General features: G+C 62.4%; 15 protein-coding genes. 11 read left to right on the forward strand and 4 right to left on the reverse strand.

Annotated elements, in window-relative coordinates; translation table 11 throughout:
- Both cimA and cysS read right to left on the reverse strand, forming a co-directional pair.
- Nucleotides 1-1,620, reverse strand: coding sequence for a citramalate synthase (cimA, locus tag AB4X18_RS19790; protein ID WP_370401681.1), 1,620 nt, complete (start codon nucleotides 1,618-1,620; stop codon nucleotides 1-3).
- Nucleotides 1,621-1,681: 61 nt separating this feature from the next.
- Nucleotides 1,682-3,109, reverse strand: coding sequence for a cysteine--tRNA ligase (cysS, locus tag AB4X18_RS19795; protein WP_370401682.1), 1,428 nt, complete (start codon nucleotides 3,107-3,109; stop codon nucleotides 1,682-1,684).
- 221 nt (nucleotides 3,110-3,330) lie between these two features.
- On the opposite strand from cysS, the gene AB4X18_RS19800 reads away from it, so the two are divergent.
- Complete coding sequence (locus AB4X18_RS19800; RefSeq protein WP_370401683.1) at nucleotides 3,331-4,500, forward strand: pyridoxal phosphate-dependent aminotransferase; 1,170 nt, start codon at nucleotides 3,331-3,333, stop codon at nucleotides 4,498-4,500.
- 60 nt (nucleotides 4,501-4,560) lie between these two features.
- Here the strand turns inward: AB4X18_RS19800 and AB4X18_RS19805 are convergent, their stop codons facing one another.
- Entirely contained in the window at nucleotides 4,561-5,172 is a 612-nt protein-coding gene (locus AB4X18_RS19805) for an outer membrane protein (protein WP_370401684.1), read from the reverse strand.
- Nucleotides 5,173-5,611: 439 nt separating this feature from the next.
- Between AB4X18_RS19805 and AB4X18_RS19810 the strand changes: the two genes are divergently transcribed.
- Nucleotides 5,612-7,150 (forward strand): trimethylamine methyltransferase family protein, encoded by a 1,539-nt coding sequence (locus tag AB4X18_RS19810; RefSeq protein WP_370401685.1) that lies wholly within the window; start codon nucleotides 5,612-5,614, stop codon nucleotides 7,148-7,150.
- Between the two features lie 94 nt (nucleotides 7,151-7,244).
- Here the strand turns inward: AB4X18_RS19810 and AB4X18_RS19815 are convergent, their stop codons facing one another.
- Nucleotides 7,245-7,496, reverse strand: a complete 252-nt coding sequence (locus tag AB4X18_RS19815) for a hypothetical protein (protein WP_370401686.1) — start codon at nucleotides 7,494-7,496, stop codon at nucleotides 7,245-7,247.
- 247 nt (nucleotides 7,497-7,743) lie between these two features.
- On the opposite strand from AB4X18_RS19815, the gene AB4X18_RS19820 reads away from it, so the two are divergent.
- The 9 genes from AB4X18_RS19820 (at nucleotide 7,744) to AB4X18_RS19860 (ending at nucleotide 20,025) form a co-directional block, all read left to right on the forward strand.
- Nucleotides 7,744-8,247 (forward strand): RNA polymerase sigma factor, encoded by a 504-nt coding sequence (locus AB4X18_RS19820; protein WP_370401687.1) that lies wholly within the window; start codon nucleotides 7,744-7,746, stop codon nucleotides 8,245-8,247.
- Between the two features lie 237 nt (nucleotides 8,248-8,484).
- On the forward strand, nucleotides 8,485-9,069 hold the full coding sequence (locus AB4X18_RS19825) for an ANTAR domain-containing response regulator (RefSeq protein ID WP_370401688.1): 585 nt from the start codon (nucleotides 8,485-8,487) through the stop codon (nucleotides 9,067-9,069).
- Complete coding sequence (locus tag AB4X18_RS19830; protein ID WP_370401689.1) at nucleotides 9,066-10,220, forward strand: CmpA/NrtA family ABC transporter substrate-binding protein; 1,155 nt, start codon at nucleotides 9,066-9,068, stop codon at nucleotides 10,218-10,220. The genes AB4X18_RS19825 and AB4X18_RS19830 overlap by 4 nt, the downstream gene beginning before the upstream one ends.
- 248 nt (nucleotides 10,221-10,468) lie before the next feature.
- Nucleotides 10,469-11,839, forward strand: a complete 1,371-nt coding sequence (locus AB4X18_RS19835; protein ID WP_370401690.1) for a CmpA/NrtA family ABC transporter substrate-binding protein — start codon at nucleotides 10,469-10,471, stop codon at nucleotides 11,837-11,839.
- A gap of 75 nt (nucleotides 11,840-11,914) precedes the next feature.
- The gene (locus AB4X18_RS19840; protein WP_370401691.1) at nucleotides 11,915-12,988 is read left to right on the forward strand and encodes an ABC transporter permease; all 1,074 of its coding nucleotides are present in this window, start codon (nucleotides 11,915-11,917) and stop codon (nucleotides 12,986-12,988) included.
- A gap of 5 nt (nucleotides 12,989-12,993) precedes the next feature.
- A complete protein-coding gene (locus AB4X18_RS19845; RefSeq protein WP_432816948.1) occupies nucleotides 12,994-14,688 on the forward strand; it encodes an ABC transporter ATP-binding protein in 1,695 nt (564 codons plus the stop codon).
- A gap of 5 nt (nucleotides 14,689-14,693) precedes the next feature.
- Nucleotides 14,694-17,120, forward strand: a complete 2,427-nt coding sequence (gene nirB, locus AB4X18_RS19850; RefSeq protein WP_432816949.1) for a nitrite reductase large subunit NirB — start codon at nucleotides 14,694-14,696, stop codon at nucleotides 17,118-17,120.
- A complete protein-coding gene (gene nirD / locus AB4X18_RS19855) occupies nucleotides 17,117-17,452 on the forward strand; it encodes a nitrite reductase small subunit NirD (protein ID WP_370401692.1) in 336 nt (111 codons plus the stop codon). The genes nirB and nirD overlap by 4 nt, the downstream gene beginning before the upstream one ends.
- Nucleotides 17,449-20,025, forward strand: coding sequence for a nitrate reductase (locus AB4X18_RS19860; RefSeq protein WP_432816950.1), 2,577 nt, complete (start codon nucleotides 17,449-17,451; stop codon nucleotides 20,023-20,025). Before nirD ends, AB4X18_RS19860 begins: the two co-directional genes overlap by 4 nt.
- The last annotated feature ends 32 nt before the right edge of the window (nucleotides 20,026-20,057 follow it).

Here is a 20,057-nt window from a genome sequence, read left to right on the forward strand (position 1 = left end):
TCAGACCGCGCCTTGGTGATCACGGACGAGCTTCCACTGGATCGCTTCCAGCAGCGCCTGAAAACTGGCGTCGATGATGTTGGCGCTGACGCCAACCGTGGACCAGCGGCGGCCCTGCCCGTCTTCACTGTCGATGATCACGCGGGTCACGGCTTCGGTACCGCCCTGGGTGATGCGCACCTTGAAATCCACCAGCCGCATGTCTTCGATCAGGGCGGAGTATTGGCCCAGATCCTTGGCCAGCGCCTTTGCCAGCGCGTTGACTGGTCCCCGGTCGCTGCCCGCGTCATCCATGCTTTCGCTGACGGATTGGCGTTTTTCGCCATCCACCTTCACCACGACGACGGCTTCGGAGAGGCTGACCATCTTGTCGTATTTGTTCTTTCGCCGCTCCACCGTCACGCGGTAGCGCTTGACCTCGAAAAACGCGGGCATCTGACCCAGCACCTCGCGGGCCAGCAGTTCGAAACTGGCCTGTGCGGTGTCATAGGCGTAGCCTTCGGCCTCCCGCGCTTTCACGGTTGTGAGGATCTCGCCCAGTGCGGGATCGCCTTTCGGCACGTCGATGCCGGCCTCGGACAGTCGGCGGCGCAGGTTGGACTGGCCCGCCTGGTTGGACATCGGGATGATGCGCGCATTGCCGACGTCGGCCGGGTCGACGTGTTCATATGTGGTCGGGTCTTTCAGGATCGCGCTGGCGTGAAGGCCGGCCTTGTGGGCAAAGGCCGCGGAGCCCACGAAAGCCGCCTGTTTCATCGGCACCCGGTTGAGGATTTCGTCCAGCATGCGGCTGGTCCGCGTCAGGGTCTTGAGCGCGGCGCGGTTCACACCGGTGTCATACTGGCTGGCGTAGGGTTCCTTGAGCAACAGGATCGGAATGAGCGATGTCAGGTTGGCGTTGCCGCAGCGTTCGCCCAACCCGTTCAGCGTGCCCTGGATCTGCCGCGCGCCTGCATCGACGGCGGCCAGCGTGTTGGCAATGGCGTTTTCAGTGTCGTTGTGGGTGTGGATGCCCAGATGATCGCCGGGAATGCCGGATTTGATGACCTCTGCGGTGATGCGGCCCACATCGGCAGGCAGTGTGCCGCCGTTGGTGTCACACAGGACAACCCAGCGCGCGCCCGCGTCATGTACGGCATGCAGGCATTTCAACGCGTAATCCGGGTTGGCCTTGTAGCCGTCGAAGAAATGTTCGGCATCAAACAGCGCTTCGCGCCCCTGCGCCACCAGATGCGCAATGCTGTCGCGCAGCAGGCCCAGGTTTTCTTCCAGCGTGATGCCCAGCGCGGTGGCGACGTGGAATTCATGGGTCTTGCCGACCAGACAGACGGATTTGGTGCCCGCATTCATCACGGCGGCCAGCACATCATCGTTCTGGGCAGAGATGCCGGGCCGCTTGGTCATGCCGAAGGCGGTCATTTTCGCGGTGGTCTTGGGGGCATGGTCGAAAAAGGCATTGTCGGTCGGGTTCGCGCCGGGCCAGCCGCCTTCGATGTAATCCACGCCGAGCGCGTCGAGGGCTTCGGCGATCTGGTGCTTTTCCTCGGTGGAGAACTGGACACCTTGGGTTTGTTGGCCATCGCGCAGGGTGGTGTCGAAGAGGGAGAGACGGGTTTTCATGATTCTCCCCCCAGTCCACGCATCAGGCGGTTTTCAACGCGTCGTACCTGCATCCCACAAGTCATGCCAAACCATCCAGTTTTGCTAAATCGACGCTGGATCCGAATTCCCAATCCGCACCCTCTTTACCATCACTGATGATGATACCTGCTTCGTTCAGGATGTCGCGAATCCGATCAGCGGTTTGAAAATCCTTACCTTCCTTTGCCTTTTGACGCTTATCTAGAAGCTCATCTATTCTGTCCGCAACTTCAGCGTTTGCTCCAACATAGAGACCACCTGACTTCACGTATTTCGTATCTGTCCAGCCACCAAGTTCATCAGTCAACAAACCGATTAACGATGCAGTAGCCTTTAGCGCAACTGCTTCTCCTTGACGCGCCAAGCTATGCATTCGCATGATGACTTCTGACGTATTGAGATCGTCGGCAAGTGCTTCAGTTGCACATTCTTGGCTGAGATCGATCGCAACTTTATCCGTAAGCTGCCGCCACTTTCGCAGCGTCTTCTCCGCTTCAAGGCGCTTCTTCTCCGTCCAGTCCATCGGCTTGCGATAGTGCGTCGACAGGAACACGAAGCGGATCACTTCCCCCGGCACGCCCTGATCCAGCAGGTCGCGCACGGTAAAGAAGTTGCCCAGCGACTTGGACATCTTCTTGCCCTCGACCTGCAGCATCTCGTTGTGCATCCAGACGTTTGCGAAATCATGCCCGGCGCATTTGCTTTGCGCGATCTCGTTTTCGTGGTGCGGGAAGGTCAGATCGTTGCCGCCGCCGTGGATGTCGAATTGCGCGCCCAGCAGTTCATGCGCCATGGCGGAGCATTCGATGTGCCACCCCGGACGCCCCCGGCCCCACGGGCTGTCCCAGCCGGGTGTGTCCGCATCCGATGGCTTCCACAGGACGAAATCCATCGGGTCTTCCTTGTAGGGGGCGACCTCCACCCGTGCGCCTGCGATCATGTCGTCGACCGACCGCCCCGACAGTGCGCCGTATTCGGCATAGGACCGCACCCGGAACAGCACATGGCCTTCGGCGGCATAGGCGTGGCCCTTTTCGATCAGATCTTCGATCATCGCCACCATCGGCGCGACATAGGCGGTGGCGCGGGGCATGGCGCGGTCGTGATCCCTGCCCTTGATGGAAGGGCGCAGGGCCCCGATGGCGCCCATGTCTTCGAGATACCAGTCAATCGTCTCATCCGTGATCTGGCCAATGTCGCGTCCGCTTTCAGCCGCGCGGGCGTTGATCTTGTCATCGACGTCGGTGAAATTGCGCACGTAGGTCACGTGATCCGGCCCGTAGACCTCCCGCAGCAGACGGTAGAGCACGTCGAACACGATCACGGGCCGCGCGTTGCCGATGTGGGCGCGGTCATAGACGGTCGGGCCGCAGACATACATGCGCACATCGTCTTCGGAAATCGGGGTGAACACCTCCTTCTTCCGGGTCTTTGTATTGTGCAGCTTGATCGTCAGATCGCGTGTCATGTCGGCGTCCTTACGCAATTAGGGCGCGGGCTTGGTACAGGTTCAAAATGGAGTAGGACATGAACAGCCGCCCGCGAGGAATATCTCAGCAGGTAATGGGGCAACACATAATTGTGGTCAGCTTGGTCATGGGGCGTGCCTAACCGCCGGGGGCCATTGGGTCAAGGACAATTGACAATTCCCGCGCCCTCTGCGCCCCTGCGCAAAAGACGGAGAAGACCATGCAGGCCTCAGCGCGCATCAGCAATATCCTTAACGGCGGATCGGACGGATGGGACGTGTTCAACCGGGCGCGGGACATGATCGCGGACGGCGTGGCGGTGACTGAACTGACCATCGGGGAGCATGATATCCGCACCGCCGCACCGATCCTGCAGGAGATGCACCGCGCGGCAGTGGCAGGGCACACCGGATATGCGTCCATCCCCGGCACGACCGCCCTTCGCGATGCGATTGCAGAGCGGGTGAGCACGCGCACCGGCGTGGCGACCACGCGCGACAACGTCCTGATCACCCCAGGTGGCCAGTCGGGGCTTTATGCCGCGCATTTCGCCACGCTGAACCCCGGCGACCGGGCGCTTTTCATTGATCCCTTCTATGCCACTTACCCCGGCACGCTGCGCGGGGTCAGCGCGGAACCCGTCGCGGTGCAGGCGCGGGCCAATCTGGCGTTTCAGCCGCGCGCGGCGGATCTTGCGGCAGTGGCTTCCGGGGCCCGGACGCTCCTGATCAATTCGCCCAACAATCCCACGGGTGTCGTCTATTCCCGCGCGACGCTGGAGGGGATCGCGCAGGTTTGCGTGGATCACGACCTGTGGCTGATCTCGGACGAGGTGTACGACACGCAGGTCTGGGAAGGCGCGCACATCTGTCCCCGCGCGCTGCCCGGCATGGCCGAACGCACGCTGGTGGTGGGGTCCATGTCCAAGTCCCACGCCATGACCGGATCGCGCATCGGCTGGGTGGTGGGGCCTGCGGAGATGATCACCCACCTTTGCAATCTGGCGACCCATACCACCTATGGCGTGCCGGGGTTCATACAGGATGCCGCGCGTTTCGCGCTGGATCAGGGATTGGACTTCGAGGAGGAGATCGCCGCCCCCTTCCGCCGCCGCCGCGCCATCGCGCAGGCGGTGCTGGCCGGTCAGAACGCCGTGGTGCTGGTGCCACCACAGGGTGCGATGTACCTGATGCTGGATGTACGCGGCACGGGGCTGAGCGGGGAAACCTTTGCCAATGCCCTGCTGGACGCCGAGCAGATCGCCGTGATGCCGGGCGAAAGCTTTGGCGAGGCGGCGGCGGGGCATGTTCGGGTGGCCATGACGGTGGATGATGGCCGCTTTGAACAGGCCCTGCGGGCGCTGTGCAGATTTGCCGAAACCATAAGCTAGAAACGCGAAGGGCCGGGGTGCATGGCTGCACACCGGCCCTTTTCAATCAGGTGTTCGCGCTTAGAAGCGCAGCGACCCACGGATGGTGAACGTTGTAGCGTCCAGATCATTGCCTGGAACGCCGCCGACATCGTCGAACTTGTGCTCCAGAAGCTCTGCGCCGATGCTGTAGCTGTCATTCAGGCGGTAGGTCGCGCCGATGCCGTAGAACGGTGCGGTTTCTTCGCCCAGGGACGTGTCCGAAAGCGCGTAACCGACCGTCCCGTACAGCAGGATGTTACCCAGATCGTACCCGCCCTTCAGCTTGGCGCGTCCGACGGTGTCGACCGTTGCCGCACCGCCGTTCAGGCTGATGCTGGTCTGATCGAAGTCCACCTCACCACCCAGCACGAAATCGCCGAAGTCGTAGTCATATCCGGAATGGAAGCCGAAGATGACATCATCACCGCTTAGCCCGTTACCATCGACTTCGCCGTAGCCCAGCTGGATCCCGACGTAGGAACCCGTCCAGTCTTGGGAGGACACGACAGGCACCGGCGGAGGCGGGCTGACAAAGGGTTCGGGGCTTGGGTCTGTCACGCTGCCCGCAAAGGCACCGGTACCGAAGGCCGTTGCCGCTATACCCGCCAGCACTGCGGGTGTGAGACGTCTTGTTTTAGTGCGGAAGGTCATTTCATGCTCCAATTCAACTCAACCGATGTCCGCGACGGATCTTTGGTCGAAGAACGCCGCAGTTCATCCCCCAACACCTGAATTGGGCAGTTGTTCCGTACGATCAATTCACACCTGCAGGATCAGCGACTTATCGCGCGCGTGACCCCCTGAATTCGGCAAAGATTCGCGCATATGGTGAAACTGGTGGCAGTGACGCCTGTTTTTGCAGCGATTGCTGCACCTGCACGGGTCGCAAACAGGGCGAGAGGTCGCAAACGGCAAAGCGGCGGTGCGGCGATTTTCGTCAGCTTGTCCCGTCGGGAGGACGCATGAAGGCAGACCGCTGCATCGTGACACGAGTTGAGCGTACCATCGGTGCGGTACGGGGTCGTGCAGCGCGCGGGGCACCATCCCGGGCAGTGACCGCCCTTCGCTGACCCAAACCACGGACTTTCCCATGACAGAACTTACCCCCATGCGCAGCGGCGGCCGAGCGGCCCGGCGTGCTGCCCGCGCCAAACCGCTTGCAGATCACCTGCGCCCGATCCGCCCCGGCATGGAGGGCGGCACCTACAAACCCCTGAGCGATGCCGACGTGCAGGCCATCCACACCGCCGCGCTGGATGCGCTGGAACAGATCGGCCTTGCGGATGCGCCGCCGTCCGGCGTGGCCTACCTGACCGGTGCGGGCGCGGTTGAAGGGGAGGACGGACGCATCCGCTTTCCGCGCGCACTGGTCGAAGACATGCTGGCGCGCGCCAATCGGGAGGTCGTCTTTCCGGCCCGCGATCCGGCGCATGATCTGCACCTGTCGGGTACGCGGGTGCATTACGGCACCGCCGGGGCCGCGGTGCACATGGTGGACGCACAGGGGCGCGTTTATCGCGAAAGCACCCTGCAGGACCTGCATGACGCCGCGCGCATCTGTGACCAGCTTGACAACATCCACTTCGTCCAGCGTCCCATGGTCGCGCGGGACGTGACGGACAATCTGGAACTGGACCTCAACACAATCTACGCCTGCTGTTCAGGGACCACGAAGCACGTGGGGGCGTCTTTCACCGATCCGGCTTATGTGCCCGAGGCGCTGGAAATGCTGCACATGATCGCGGGGGGCGAGGACGCCTGGCGCGCGCGGCCCTTCGTGTCGAACTCCAACTGTTTTGTCGTTCCCCCGATGAAATTCGCCACCGAAAGCTGTGAGGTGATGGAGGCCTGCATCAAGGGCGGGATGCCGGTGCTGCTGCTGTCTGCCGGTATGGCGGGCGCAACGGCACCATCGACGGTGGCGGGGGCCATCGTGCAGGCGGTCGCCGAATGTCTGGCGGGGCTTGTCTATGTGAATGCCATCGCACCGGGGCATCCGGCAGTCTTTGGCACCTGGCCCTTCGGGTTGGACCTGCGCAGTGGTGCGATGACGGGCGGGTCCGGCGAACAGGCGTTGCTGACGGCGGGCTGTTCGCAGATGCACAAGTTCTACGGCCTGCCCGGTGGCGCGGCGGGCGGGATCGCCGACAGCAAATTGCCTGACATGCAGGCCGGATGGGAACAGATGTGTTCAAACGTCATGGCGGGTTTGTCGGGGTTGAACATGGTATATGAGGCCGCAGGGATGCATGCCTCCTTGCTGGGCTTCTGCCATGAATCGCTGATCCTGGGGGATGACATCATCGGGCAGGCGCTGCGCTGCGTGCGGGGGATCGAGGTTAACGAGGAGACGCTTGCGCTGGATCAGATGCGGGCGGTCTGCATGGGCGGGCCGGGTCACTACCTTGGCACCGAACAGACCCTTGCGCGGATGGAGCAGGATCACGTCTATCCCAGCTATGGCAACCGCGCATCGCCCAAGGAATGGGATGAACAGGGCAAACCGGACCTGATCGAGACAGCCCGCGTCCGCAAGGAGGCCATCCTGTCAGAGCGGTCGCGCGCCGCATTCGACCCCCAACTGGACGCAGCCCTGCGGAAGCGGTTCAACATCCACTTGCCCACCTGAAACAGAAAGCCCGGCAGCAAATGGCTGCCGGACTTCTGCATTCAAGCGGATTGCAAGGGCTGCGTACGGGGGGTCGTGCCCCTGCCCGCTTGTTTCAGCCCTCGGAGGGTGCCGGCATCAGGCCGGCTTCTTGGGCTGCTTCGACCTCGCCGTCATCCAGCCCGCCGTCGGCGTTCAGGTCCATGGCCGAAAACTGCTCTGCCGTGACGTCCGGGAAAACAGCCTGCACTTCAGCCACGCTGAGCAGGCCATCGCCGTTTGCGTCCACTTCAGCCGCCGTCATCGCCAGTGCGACGCCGGGGACCAGAAACATGCTCAGGATGGCGGTCTTGGTAAGGTTTGTCATTGGATACTCCTTTAGAGGTTCTTGGTCTTGGTTGCTCGAAGACTTTGCTGCCTTCATGGGAATAGATGCCCGAAAGTGCCTTTGCGTCCGCCACCCGAAGGCCACGCGCGGAGGCCTGCCGATGCCGCCCTGCGGCATGGGCAAAGGGTTGCCCAAAAAGGGGGTTTGCGCGGCATAGGCGGATAATCCCCCACTGGTTGTGGCAAGATGGAAGGGCCATCTAGTCCCTGAACCAGAGAGGCACCCGATGACACATCTTGTACCCACACCTGATCCGATCAACGCCCTCATGCCACGCCTCAGGGCCCGCGCCCGCCGCCTGACCGGCAGCGCCGAAGAGGCCGAGGATATCGCGCAGGAGATCGCCCTGCGTCTGTGGGAGTTGCAAAAGGACGAAGCCGACATCGCGGCACCCGACCGCTATGCGATGGTGATGCTGCACAACCTTGTGCGCGCGCGCTGGCGCAGACGCCGCCCGACAGAGGAATTGAGCGAGGGTTTGTTGCAGACCGCCCCTGCGGCCCCTGCCCGCATCGCCTGTGCGGAACTGCGTGCGGCGATTGCGCGCCTGCCCCGCAATCAGGCGCGCCTGATGGTGCTGGTCATGCAGGGCGAAAGCAGCCCGCTGGTTCTGGCAGAACGGCTGCGCCTGCCCCCCGGCACGGTGATGTCCCGGCTGGCCCGCGCCCGCGCCGCGCTGAGGCAGGAGATGGGGCTGACGCGCAAGGCATCGGTGGTGGAGTTGATGTAAGCCCGGCGGGAGAGGAAGCGCGGGGTTCGGATGCACCATCATGAAGCCGGACGTGCGAAAATCGCCGTGCACCGGTGCATTGCGGCGTGGCGCAGCCCTGAGCCGAAAGAACATGACGCCTTCGGAATAGGCAAACGCGGCGAAGATGCCTAATTATTGATCGCGCGCTGCAGGGCCCGCGTGGGTCCGGGGTGATGCAAAATTGACCTTGCCTGCGCGGCGGCGGATGACAGGCGGATGAAGCAAGACCTGCGCATCCTAGTTGTTGAACCGAATGCCGAAAGGGTGCGCGAGATCATAGATGCGCTGACCCGCGCCGGATGGTCCGACGTCAGGGCGCTTGCGCAAATCTCCGCGCTGGACCGCACGGTGCGGGAATTCGCCCCCGATATCGTCCTGATTGATCTGGAAAACCCCGATCGGGACACGCTTGAACACATCTCCTATGCGTCCGAGACCACAAAGCGCGCGGTCGCGCTGTTCGTGGACCGCACTGATGAAAACCTGACCAAGGCCGCGCTGAACGCGGGCGTCAGCGCCTATGTCGTCGACGGCCTGAAGATGGAACGGATCAAACCGGTGCTGGAGACGGCCATCGCGCGTTTCAAGATCATGCGCCAGATGCAGTCGGAACTGGATGCCGCCAAACAGGCGCTTGAAGACCGCAAGACCATTGACCGTGCCAAGGGTATCCTGATGCGCCAGCGCGGCATGTCCGAAGACGACGCCTATAATCTGTTGCGCAAGACCGCGATGGATCAAAGTCGCAAGGTGATTGATGTGGCCCAGGCATTGGTCACGGCTGCGGAGCTGTTGTCATGACCGGCACGGTTCTGAATTGCGGGTATGTGCCGCTTGTCGATTGCGCCCCCCTGGTCATCGCGCAGGAACTTGGGTTTGCCGCCGAACAGGGATTGGCGCTGAACCTTGTGCGGCAGCCGTCGTGGTCGGCGGTGCGCGACATGCTGGCCTTGGGCCATCTGGATGCCGCGCATATGCTGTCGCCGATGCCGGTGGCCATGTCGATGGGCATGGGGGGGCTGCCTGCGCGGGTCGACGTGTTGATGGTGCTGTCGGTGAACGGCACGGTCTTCGGCGTCTCCAATGCGTTGGCAGCGGAGCTGGATGCGGGCGCGGCGGATGTGCGGTTCGGGGATGCGACGGACCTGCTGGCGCGTCTGGCTGCGCGCACCGGAAAACCGCTTCGGATCGGGGTGCCGTTCCACTACTCCATGCACCGCTTGTTGCTGTCCTACTGGACCTCCACCGCGCCCCGGTTGCAGGTTGAGGAAGTGACCGTGCCGCCGCCCCGCATGGCGCAGGCGGTGGCGGACGGATTTGTCGATGCATTCTGGGTGGGTGAGCCATGGGGCAGTGTTGCGGTGGAACGGGGTGTCGCCCGGTTGATGATGACGGGGCGCGACGTGTGGCAGTTCGCGCCCGAAAAGGTGCTTGCCGCGCGTCACGACTGGGTTGAGCAGAACGGCGACACCGCACGCAAACTGATGCGCGCGGTTTTTCAGGCTGCCGCCTGGCTGGATACAAAGAAGAACAAGCCGCTCGCCATCGAGATATTGGGGCGCAGCGAACATCTGAGCATGTCGCCCGACCTGATCGATCCCGCCGTTACCGGCCACATCGTGCCAAGACAGCAAGTCCCGCCGGTCCCTGTGGAGCGGTTCCTGCAGTTCCACAAACACGCCGCGAGCTTTCCCTGGCGCAGTCAGGCCGCATGGATTGCCCACGCCCTTGGTGCCGATGCCACCGGGCGGGAGAAGGCCAAGGCCTGTTTCCGCTCCGACCTGTACCGGCAGAACCTGACCGACATCGGGGCGGACATGCCCGGCGCATCGGAAAAGGTGGAAGGCGCATTGCGGTTTGAAACAGCTGTTGCGTCCTCCCGCGGGCATATGATTCTTGCGCCGGATGCTTTTTTTGACGGCAGAACCTTTGATTTCGCCCCTCAAAAGTGATGAATTCTTGAGCGGTTTCTGCATCGCCGCGAAAAAAATGCGGCAACGCAGAAAAAACCTTGGACGTGATCCACAAACCAAGCCACGTTGAACACAAGGGGCAACGTCGCCCGCAAATCCGCACGCACCGATGCTGGTCGTGCACCTCCCAAGAGCAAAGTCGCTCGTATGAAACACGGACCTCCCCCGTGCGCCATACTTGCGGCTTTTTTCGTTTCTGCCCCACCGGGCATCGATAGGACAAACCGATGAAAAACACGCTTTCCATGCTACTGACCGCGACCAGTCTGTTCGCGACAACTGCCTCTGCACAGATGCTTGACCTTGAGAAGGAAGACCTGACGCTGGGGTTCATCAAGCTGACCGATATGGCCCCTTTGGCGGTCGCTTATGAGCTGGGCTATTTCGAAGACGAAGGCCTGTTCGTGACCCTTGAGGCGCAGGCCAACTGGAAAGTTCTGCTGGACGGCGTCATCAGCGGAGAGCTGGACGGCGCGCATATGCTTGCGGGCCAGCCGTTGGCCGCGACCATCGGCTATGGCACCGAGGCGCATATCATCACGCCCTTCTCCATGGATCTCAACGGCAACGCGATCACCGTGTCGAACGAGATCTGGGAAGAAATGAAGCCGAACGTGCCGCTGATGGACGATGGTCGCCCGCAACATCCCATCAGTGCAGAAGCCTTGAAGCCGGTTGTCGAAGACTACCAGGACCGGGGTGAGCCGTTCAACATGGGCATGGTCTTTCCGGTGTCCACCCACAACTATGAAATCCGCTATTGGCTGGCCGCCGGGGGCCTGGAGCCGGGGTATTACAGCCCCGAAGATATCTCGGGCCAGATCGGGGCGGATGTGCTGTTGTCGGTGACACCCCCGCCGCAGATGCCCGCCACGATGGAGGCTGGCACGATCTATGGCTACGCCGTGGGAGAGCCGTGGAACCAGCAGGCGGTGTTCAAGGGCATCGGCGTGCCGGTCATCACCGACTACGACATGTGGAAGAACAACCCCGAAAAGGTATTCGGGATCACCGCAGCCTTTGCCGAAGAGAACCCCAATACCACCATCGCGTTGACCAAGGCGCTGATCCGGGCGGCCATCTGGCTGGACGAGAATGAAAATGCCAACCGCGAAGAAGCCGTCACGATGTTGTCCCGACCCGAATATGTCGGCGCGGATTACGACGTGATTGCGAATTCGATGACTGGTTTTTTCGAGTTCGAGAAAGGCGATGTGCGTCCCGCGCCCGACTTCAACGTATTTTTCCGCTACAATGCCACCTACCCGTTTTATTCCGACGCCATCTGGTACCTGACGCAGATGCGCCGCTGGGGTCAGATCGCGGAGGCCAAGCCCGATCAGTGGTACTTTGACGTCGCAGCCGACGTCTACCGTCCCGACATCTATCTTGAGGCCGCGCGCAAGCTGGTTGATGAAGGCATGGCCAGCGAGGATGATTTCCCCTGGGACAGCGATGGCTTCAAGGCGGCCACGCCTGCAGCCGATATCATCGACGGCATCGGGTATGACGGTCGCACCCCCAATGCCTACATCGACAGCCTGCCCATCGGCCTGAAATCCGATCAGAAGATCACCGGCGACAGGATCGACGGCTGAAGGCATTGACCTGCCCGCGCACCGAAGGGTGCGCAGGGCAGGCCCTGTCCCTGCGTTTTTCAAAGGACATCAGACATGACCGCGATTGAACCCAATACACTCGATATTGAAACCCGGCGCGCGCGGCGTTTCACCCGCATCAACAAGGCCGATACCTGGTTTCAAGTCTTTGGTCTGGCTTGGCTGACCCCGATCCTGCGGGCTTTGGCGGGCGATAACCCCCGTGCGCAGGCGCGCGAGATCTGGCGTCTGCTGGGGGTGCCGCTGTTGGCGATTGTGCTGTTCCTGGGCGCCTGGGCAACTTTGGCACCCACGGTGCAGACATCGCTGGGCGCGGTGCCCGGTCCGGTGCAGGTGTGGGAACAGGTCGGATCGCTGCACAGCGATTACGTGCGCGAAAAGGACCGGGAGGCAGCGTTTTACGAACGCCAGGACAAACGTAACGCCGCGCTGATTGCGGAGGGACGCGAAGACCGGGTGCGCGAACGGATCTACACCGGCAAACCCACCTACTATGATCAGATCTGGACGTCGATCCAGACGGTGTTCTTCGGGTTCCTTATCGCTTCGATCATTGCGATCCCGCTGGGTATTGCGGCAGGGCTGTCGGTCACGGCCAATGCGGCGCTGAACCCGTTGATCCAGATTTTCAAGCCGGTCTCACCACTGGCATGGCTGCCAATCGTGACCATGATTGTTTCTGCCGTCTACACCACCAACGATGGCTGGTTCGAAAAGTCCTTTCTGGTCTCCGCAATCACGGTGACGCTGTGTTCGCTCTGGCCGACGCTGATCAACACCGCACTGGGCGTCAGCAGCATCGACAAGGACCTTGTCAGCGTGTCGCGCGTGTTGAAGATGAACACATATACCAAGATCACCAAACTGGTGCTGCCCTCTGCCCTGCCGCTGATCTTTACCGGTTTGCGCCTGTCGCTTGGTGTGGGCTGGATGGTGCTGATCGCGGCGGAGATGCTTGCCCAGAACCCCGGATTGGGCAAATTCGTCTGGGATGAGTTCCAGAACGGATCGTCGCAATCGCTTGCCCGGATCATGGTCGCGGTCTTCACCATCGGCATCATCGGCTTCCTGCTGGACCGCGTCATGTATGCGCTGCAGTCGATGTTCACATTCTCCAACAATCGGTGATCTGCATGAGCCTTCTTGAGTTCAAAAACGTCTCGAAAAGCTATGGCGATACGCCGGTTCTGAAGGACATCGACCTGATCGTGGAGGACGGGGAATTCGTTGTGATCCTCGGCTTTTCGGGCACCGGGAAGACCACCCTGATCAACCTGATGGCCGGGCTGGAACAGCCCAGTTCGGGCAGCGTCACATACAAGGGCGCGCTCATCACCGAACCGGGCCGCGAACGCGGGGTCATTTTCCAAAGCTATTCGCTGATGCCGTGGCTGACGGTGAACGGCAACGTCGCACTGGCAGTCGACACGATGTTCCCCGATCTGACCAAGGCGGAGCGTATGGCCAAGGTCGATCACTATGTCGCCATGGTCGGGCTGAGCCACGCCGCAACCCGCCGGCCCGCAGAGCTGTCGGGCGGCATGCGCCAGCGGGTCAACGTCGCGCGCGCGCTGGCGATGGACCCCGAAATGCTGCTGCTGGATGAGCCGCTGTCGGCCCTTGATGCGCTGACCCGCGCCAACCTTGCCGATGAGATCGAGGCGATCTGGGCGGCTGACAAGAAGACCTGCGTTCTGATCACAAACGACGTGGATGAGGCGATCATCCTGGCCGACCGCATCATCGCGCTGAACCCCGACGGTACGCTGGGTGCAGAGTTCAGGGTCGATATCGCGCGATCCCGTGACCGGGTCGCCATGAACAACGATGCCAACTTCAAGGCCCTGCGCGCGCAGGTCACGACCTATCTGATGGATGTGGGCGTTGCCGCAAAGGTCGAAGGCACACGGACACTGCCCCATGTCACGCCGATCCACGGCGTGCCCAAAGCCGTCGCACAGGCACAGGAAGGCGCGATTGAGCAACGGTTTCTCAATTTCTCGCAACTGCACAAGGTCTATCCGACACCCAAGGGCCCCCTCACCGTCGTCGAGGACTTTGACCTCAAGATCAACAAGGGGGAGTTCATATCGTTGATCGGGCATTCGGGCTGCGGCAAGTCGACGGTGCTGACCATGGCGGCCGGGCTCAACCCAATATCCAAGGGCGCGATCAAGCTGGATGGCTGGAACGTCGAAGGTGCCGACCCCGAGCGCGCGGTGGTGTTCCAGTCACCCAACCTTTTTCCCTGGCTGACCGCCAAGGAGAATGTCGCGATCGGTGTCGACAAGGTCTATCCCAAAGCCAGCCAGGCAGAGCGTCAGGACGTGGTGGAATATTACCTTGAGCGCGTGGGGCTTGCCGACAGCATGAACAAGGGTGCCGCCAGCCTGTCAAACGGGATGAAACAACGCGTGGGCATCGCGCGGGCCTTCGCGCTTTCGCCCAAACTGCTGCTGTTGGATGAACCGTTCGGGATGCTGGACAGCCTGACCCGGTGGGAGCTTCAGGAGGTTCTGATGGAGGTCTGGTCGCGCACCAAGGTGACCGCCATCTGCGTGACCCACGATGTCGACGAGGCGATCCTGCTGGCCGACCGCGTGGTGATGATGACAAACGGGCCCCGCGCGACCATTGGCAAGATTACTGACGTCGATCTGCCCCGCCCGCGCACCCGCAAGGCGCTTCTGGAGCATCCCGATTACTACACCTACCGCCAGGAGGTTCTTGATTTCCTTGAAGAGTATGAACACGGGGCGACGCCCAAGACACCCGGCGTGACCCCACCATCCCCCGAACCGAAACCCAAAGCCGTGGCAGCGGAGTGAGCGATATGACCCGGAACCTTGTGATCATCGGTGCTGGCATGGCGTCCGGTCGGGTGATCGAACACCTGATCGAGACCAACAAAGACGCCTACAGCATCACCCTTTTCAACGCGGAGCCGCGCGGCAACTACAACCGCATCATGCTTTCCCCGGTGTTGTCCGGCGACAAGACCTACGAAGACATCGTCACCCATGATGACGCGTGGTACGCCGAGGCGGGCGTGACCTGCCGATTTGGCGAACATGTGGTCGGCATCGACCGGGACGCAAAGATCGTCCATGGCCAAAACGGCGATGTCCCTTACGACAAGCTGCTGATCGCCACGGGATCTGCGCCTTTCATCATCCCGGTGCAGGGCAAGGACCTGCCCGGCGTGATCACCTATCGCGATCTTGACGACACGAACGCAATGATCGACGCCGCCGAAAAAGGCGGCAAGGCGGTCGTGATTGGGGGCGGTCTGCTGGGACTGGAGGCCGCCGCCGGGCTGGCCGAACGCGGCATGGACGTCACCGTGTTGCACCTGATGGGCCACCTGATGGAGCGGCAGTTGGACGAAAGTGCGGGTTTCCTGCTGCGCCGTGATCTGCAGGACAAGGGCGTCAAGGTGATCTGTCAGGCCTCGACGGCGGCGATTCTGGGTTCCGACAGGGTCGAAGGGGTCATGCTGGAAGACAACACCGGGCTGGAAGCCGATCTGGTGGTCATGGCCGTCGGCATCCGCCCCGAAACGCGTCTGGCCACGGATGCAGGGTTGGAGGTCGCGCGCGGGATCGAGGTCAACGCACAGATGCAGACCACCGACCCGGACATCTATGCCGTTGGCGAATGCATCGAATTCGACGGTCATCTCTTTGGCCTTGTCGCGCCGCTTTATGATCAGGCCAAGGTCGTCGCACATTCGCTGCTTGGCATCCCGGATGCCTTTGTCGTCAAGGAGTTGTCGACCAAGTTGAAGGTGACGGGTTGTGATCTGTTCAGTGCGGGCGATTTTGCCGATGGCGAAGGGCGCGAAGACATCGTGTTTCGCGATCCCAAGCGCGGCGTCTACCGCCGCCTGGTGATCGAGGACGACGTGCTGGTCGGCGCGGTGATGTACGGCGACACGAGCGACAGCAACTGGTTTTTCGGCCTTATTCGCGACAAGACCGACATCGAGGAGATGCGTGACACGCTGATCTTCGGCCCGGCCTACCAGGGGGGGAACCCCCTTGACCCTTTAGCAGCTGTTGCAGCCTTACCGCGTGACGCGGAGATCTGTGGCTGCAACGGCGTATGCAAAGGCAAAATCGAAGACGCCATCGCGGCGGGCGCCTGTGATCTGGGCGCAATCAGGGCCACGACCAAGGCCAGCGCATCCTGCGGGACCTGCACCGGGCTTGTCGAACAGGTGCTGGCCGTCACGCTGGGGGACGATTTTGTCGTACCTGCGGCCGCCTCGATCTGCGGTTGCACGGATATGACCCATGAAGACGTCCGGCGCATGATCAAAAGCCAAAGGCTGACGTCGATGGCTGCGGTCTGGCAGGAATGCGGGTGGAAAACATCCTGCGGGTGTCACGTCTGCCGCCCCGCGCTCAATTTCTATCTGCTGGCCGACTGGCCGCTGGAATATCAGGACGATCCGCAGTCGCGCTTCATCAACGAACGCAAGCACGCCAACATCCAGAAGGACGGCACCTTCAGCGTGGTGCCGCGCATGTGGGGTGGCATCACCACGCCCGATGAATTGCGCGCGATTGCCGATGCGGCTGACAAATACGCGGTGCCCACGGTCAAGGTCACCGGCGGCCAGCGCATCGACCTGCTGGGTGTCAGGGGAGAGGACCTGCCCGACATCTGGGCCGATCTGAACGCGGCCGGCATGGTCTCCGGTCACGCGTATTCCAAGGGGTTGCGCACGGTGAAGACCTGCGTGGGCACCGATCACTGCCGCTTTGGCACGCAGGATTCGACCGGGCTGGGCATCAAGCTTGAAAAAGAATTGTGGGGATCATGGACGCCCCACAAGCTGAAACTGGCCGTCTCCGGCTGCCCCCGCAACTGTGCAGAGGCCACATGCAAGGACATCGGCGTCGTCTGCGTCGACAGCGGCTATCAGGTCAGCATCGGCGGGGCGGCGGGCATGGACGTGAAACAGACCGAATTGCTGGTGCAGGTCGCGACCGAGGAAGAGGCGATCCTGGTGATCAAAGCGGTGACCCAGCTTTACCGTGAAAACGCCAAATACCTCGACCGTATCTACAAATGGATGGGAAAAGTCGGTCTGGACTGGATCAAGGAGCGGGTGGAGACCGAGCGGGACGCGCTGGTCGACCGCTTTGAGCTCAGCCAGTCGATCTACCGCAAGGATCCGTGGGCGGAGCACGCGCGCGACAAGGCGCAAAGCTATCAACCTCTCGCCAACCTGTCGCTGGAGGCCGCGGAATGAGCACCTGGATCGATATTGCAGCACTTGAAGATATCCCCCGGCGCGGGGCGCGCATGGTGAAAACAAGCGCGGGCTGCGTTGCGGTCTTTCGCACGGCTAAGGACGAGGTCTTTGCCCTTGATAACGCCTGCCCGCACAAGGCGGGTCCCTTGGCCGAAGGCATCGTGCACGGCACGTCAGTGACCTGTCCACTGCACAACTGGGTGATTTCCCTTGAGACTGGCGCGGCACAGGGCGAGGACGAAGGCCGCGTCGCCACCTACCCGGCCCGGATTGAAAACGGGCGCGTGTTGCTGGATCGATCCTTCCTCCGGGCGCGGGCGGCCGCATGAGCCTGACGCGCACCACATGCCCCTATTGTGGCGTCGGATGCGGGGTTCTGGCGGGACCCGATGGCACGATCAAGGGTGATCCCGATCACCCGGCAAACTTCGGGCGCCTGTGTTCCAAGGGGGCGGCGCTGGGGGAGACCATCGACCTTGAAGGGCGGCTGCTGCACCCCAAGGTGCAGGGCGCGCGCGCCAGTTGGGATACGGCCCTTGATCTGGTCGCACGGACATTCAGCGCCGCCATCGCGGAACACGGGCCTGAAAGCGTCGCCTTCTACGCCTCCGGCCAATTGCTGACCGAGGATTACTACGTCGCCAACAAGCTGATGAAGGGTTTCATCGGTGCGGCCAATATCGACACCAATTCAAGGCTTTGCATGGCGTCTTCCGTGGCGGGTCACAAACGCGCCTTCGGTACCGATACGGTGCCAGGGGTTTACGGCGATCTGGAAGAGGCAGATCTGATCGTCCTTGTCGGTTCAAACCTCGCGTGGTGCCATCCGGTGCTTTATCAACGCATCGCCGCCGCGAAGGAAGCGCGGCCCCGGATGCGCGTCGTCAACATCGACCCCCGCCGCACCGCGACAACCGATCTTGCCGACATGCACCTGCAAATCGCCCCGGACGGCGACATCGCGCTTTTCAACGGGCTTCTGGCGCATCTGGCGGACACGGACCGACTTGACCAAGGATACCTGCGCGCCCACGTCAACGGCATAGCGGAAAGCGTCGCAGCCGCCCGCGCGTGCGACACGACCCAAACGGGGCTTTCACCGCACGAGCTTGCGCAGTTCTACACGCTTTGGTCCGGGACCCGAAAGGTTGTGACGGTCTACAGCCAGGGTGTGAACCAATCCGCTTGCGGCACGGACAAGGTCAACGCGATCCTCAATTGCCACCTTGCCACAGGCCGCATCGGGCAGCCGGGCATGGGGCCTTTCTCTGTCACTGGGCAACCCAATGCCATGGGCGGGCGCGAGGTTGGCGGGCTGGCCAACATGCTGGCCAATCACCTTGAACTGGACAACCCGGACCATCGGTGCGCCGTGCAGGACTTCTGGTCCAGCCCCACGATCAGCACCACACCGGGCCTCAAGGCGGTTGAACTGTTCCAGGCTTGCGCGGATGGCCGGATCAAGGCGCTTTGGGTCATGTCCACAAATCCTGCGGTGTCGCTGCCGGACGCAAATGGCGTGGCTGCGGCGATCGCCAAGGTGCCGTTCGTCGTCACCTCCGATATCATGGAACATACCGACACCAACGATCTGGCCCACGTGTGCCTGCCCGCGACCGGATGGGGGGAAAAGGACGGCACCGTCACCAACTCCGAACGCCGTCTGTCCCGGCAGCGCGCCTTTCTGCCTGCACCGGGCAGCGCGCGCCCCGATTGGCGCATCATCAGCGACGTGGCGGCCCGCATGGGGTTTGGCGCTGCGTTCTGCTACGACACGCCCGCCGATGTCTTTGCCGAATACATCGCACTTGATGCCGCCACCGCGCATTTCCCCCGCGATCTGGACCTGAGCATTTTCGCCGATGCCGATTACGCCGGGATGGTCCCCACCCAATGGCCGCGCAACAATCACCGTTTCTTTGCGGACGGTCGGTTCTATCACGCGGACGGCAAGGCCCGGATGATCCCGGTCAAGGCCCCTGCCCGCGCGCGGTCGCGTTTCACGCTCAACACAGGACGCAACCGCGACCAGTGGCATACGATGACCCGCACGGGCAAATCCGCGCGCCTGGGATCACATCTGGCGGAACCTTATGTGGAGATGCACCCGCAGGACGCCGCAGCGCTTGGTGCCGCACCCGGCGACCTGATTGACGTCAAAAGCAGATATGGCCGCGCGCTGCTGCGCGCCCTGATATCGCGCCGCATCCCGCCCGGCCAGCTTTTCGCACCGATGCACTGGACGCAGCAACGGTCCACCTTTGGCATGGTCAATGCCTTGACCGCCCCCGAGACGGACCCGATTTCCGGTCAGCCCGCGCTCAAATCCGGAGCGGTGAGCGCGGAGGTCTACGCAGCCAAGTGGTACGGCTTTCTGGCCTGCACGGCCCAACCCACCCCGCAGACGACCTATGCCGCCATTGCGCGGACCCGTACGGGATGGCAGGCCGAACTGGCAAGCCGCAGGGTGCCCCCGGATTGGGAAGCAGAAGTGCGCAAGCTGTCGGGGCAGATGGAGGGCGAGGTTTCCGTCCATTCGGATGCAGGCGCGGAAGGGATCCGCATGGCGATCTCGCACGACGGGCTGATCAGGGCCATTTTCTTCGCGGCACCCGAACCGGTCGTTCTTTCCCGCATGGCGGCCATCGGGTTCATCGGGACCGACACGCCGCCGCTGGCCGCCCTTGCAGGCCGTCATGCGGCCAATCAGCCGGACGCGGGCAGCACGGTGTGCGCCTGTTTCAACGTGGGCCGGAACACGCTGCTTGCCGCGGCTGCGAACGGCGCGCGCAGCGTGGCGGCACTGGGTGAGACGACGTGCGCCGGTACGAACTGCGGATCGTGCAAACCCGAACTGACCGCCCTTCTGGCAGAGGCATCACTTGCCATGGCCGCGCAATGATCGTCGCACCCGCTTCGCACCCGTCGAACGGC

The sequence above is a fragment of the Sulfitobacter rhodophyticola genome (assembly GCF_041281685.2).
In the GTDB taxonomy this organism is placed as follows: Bacteria; Pseudomonadota; Alphaproteobacteria; order Rhodobacterales; family Rhodobacteraceae; genus Sulfitobacter.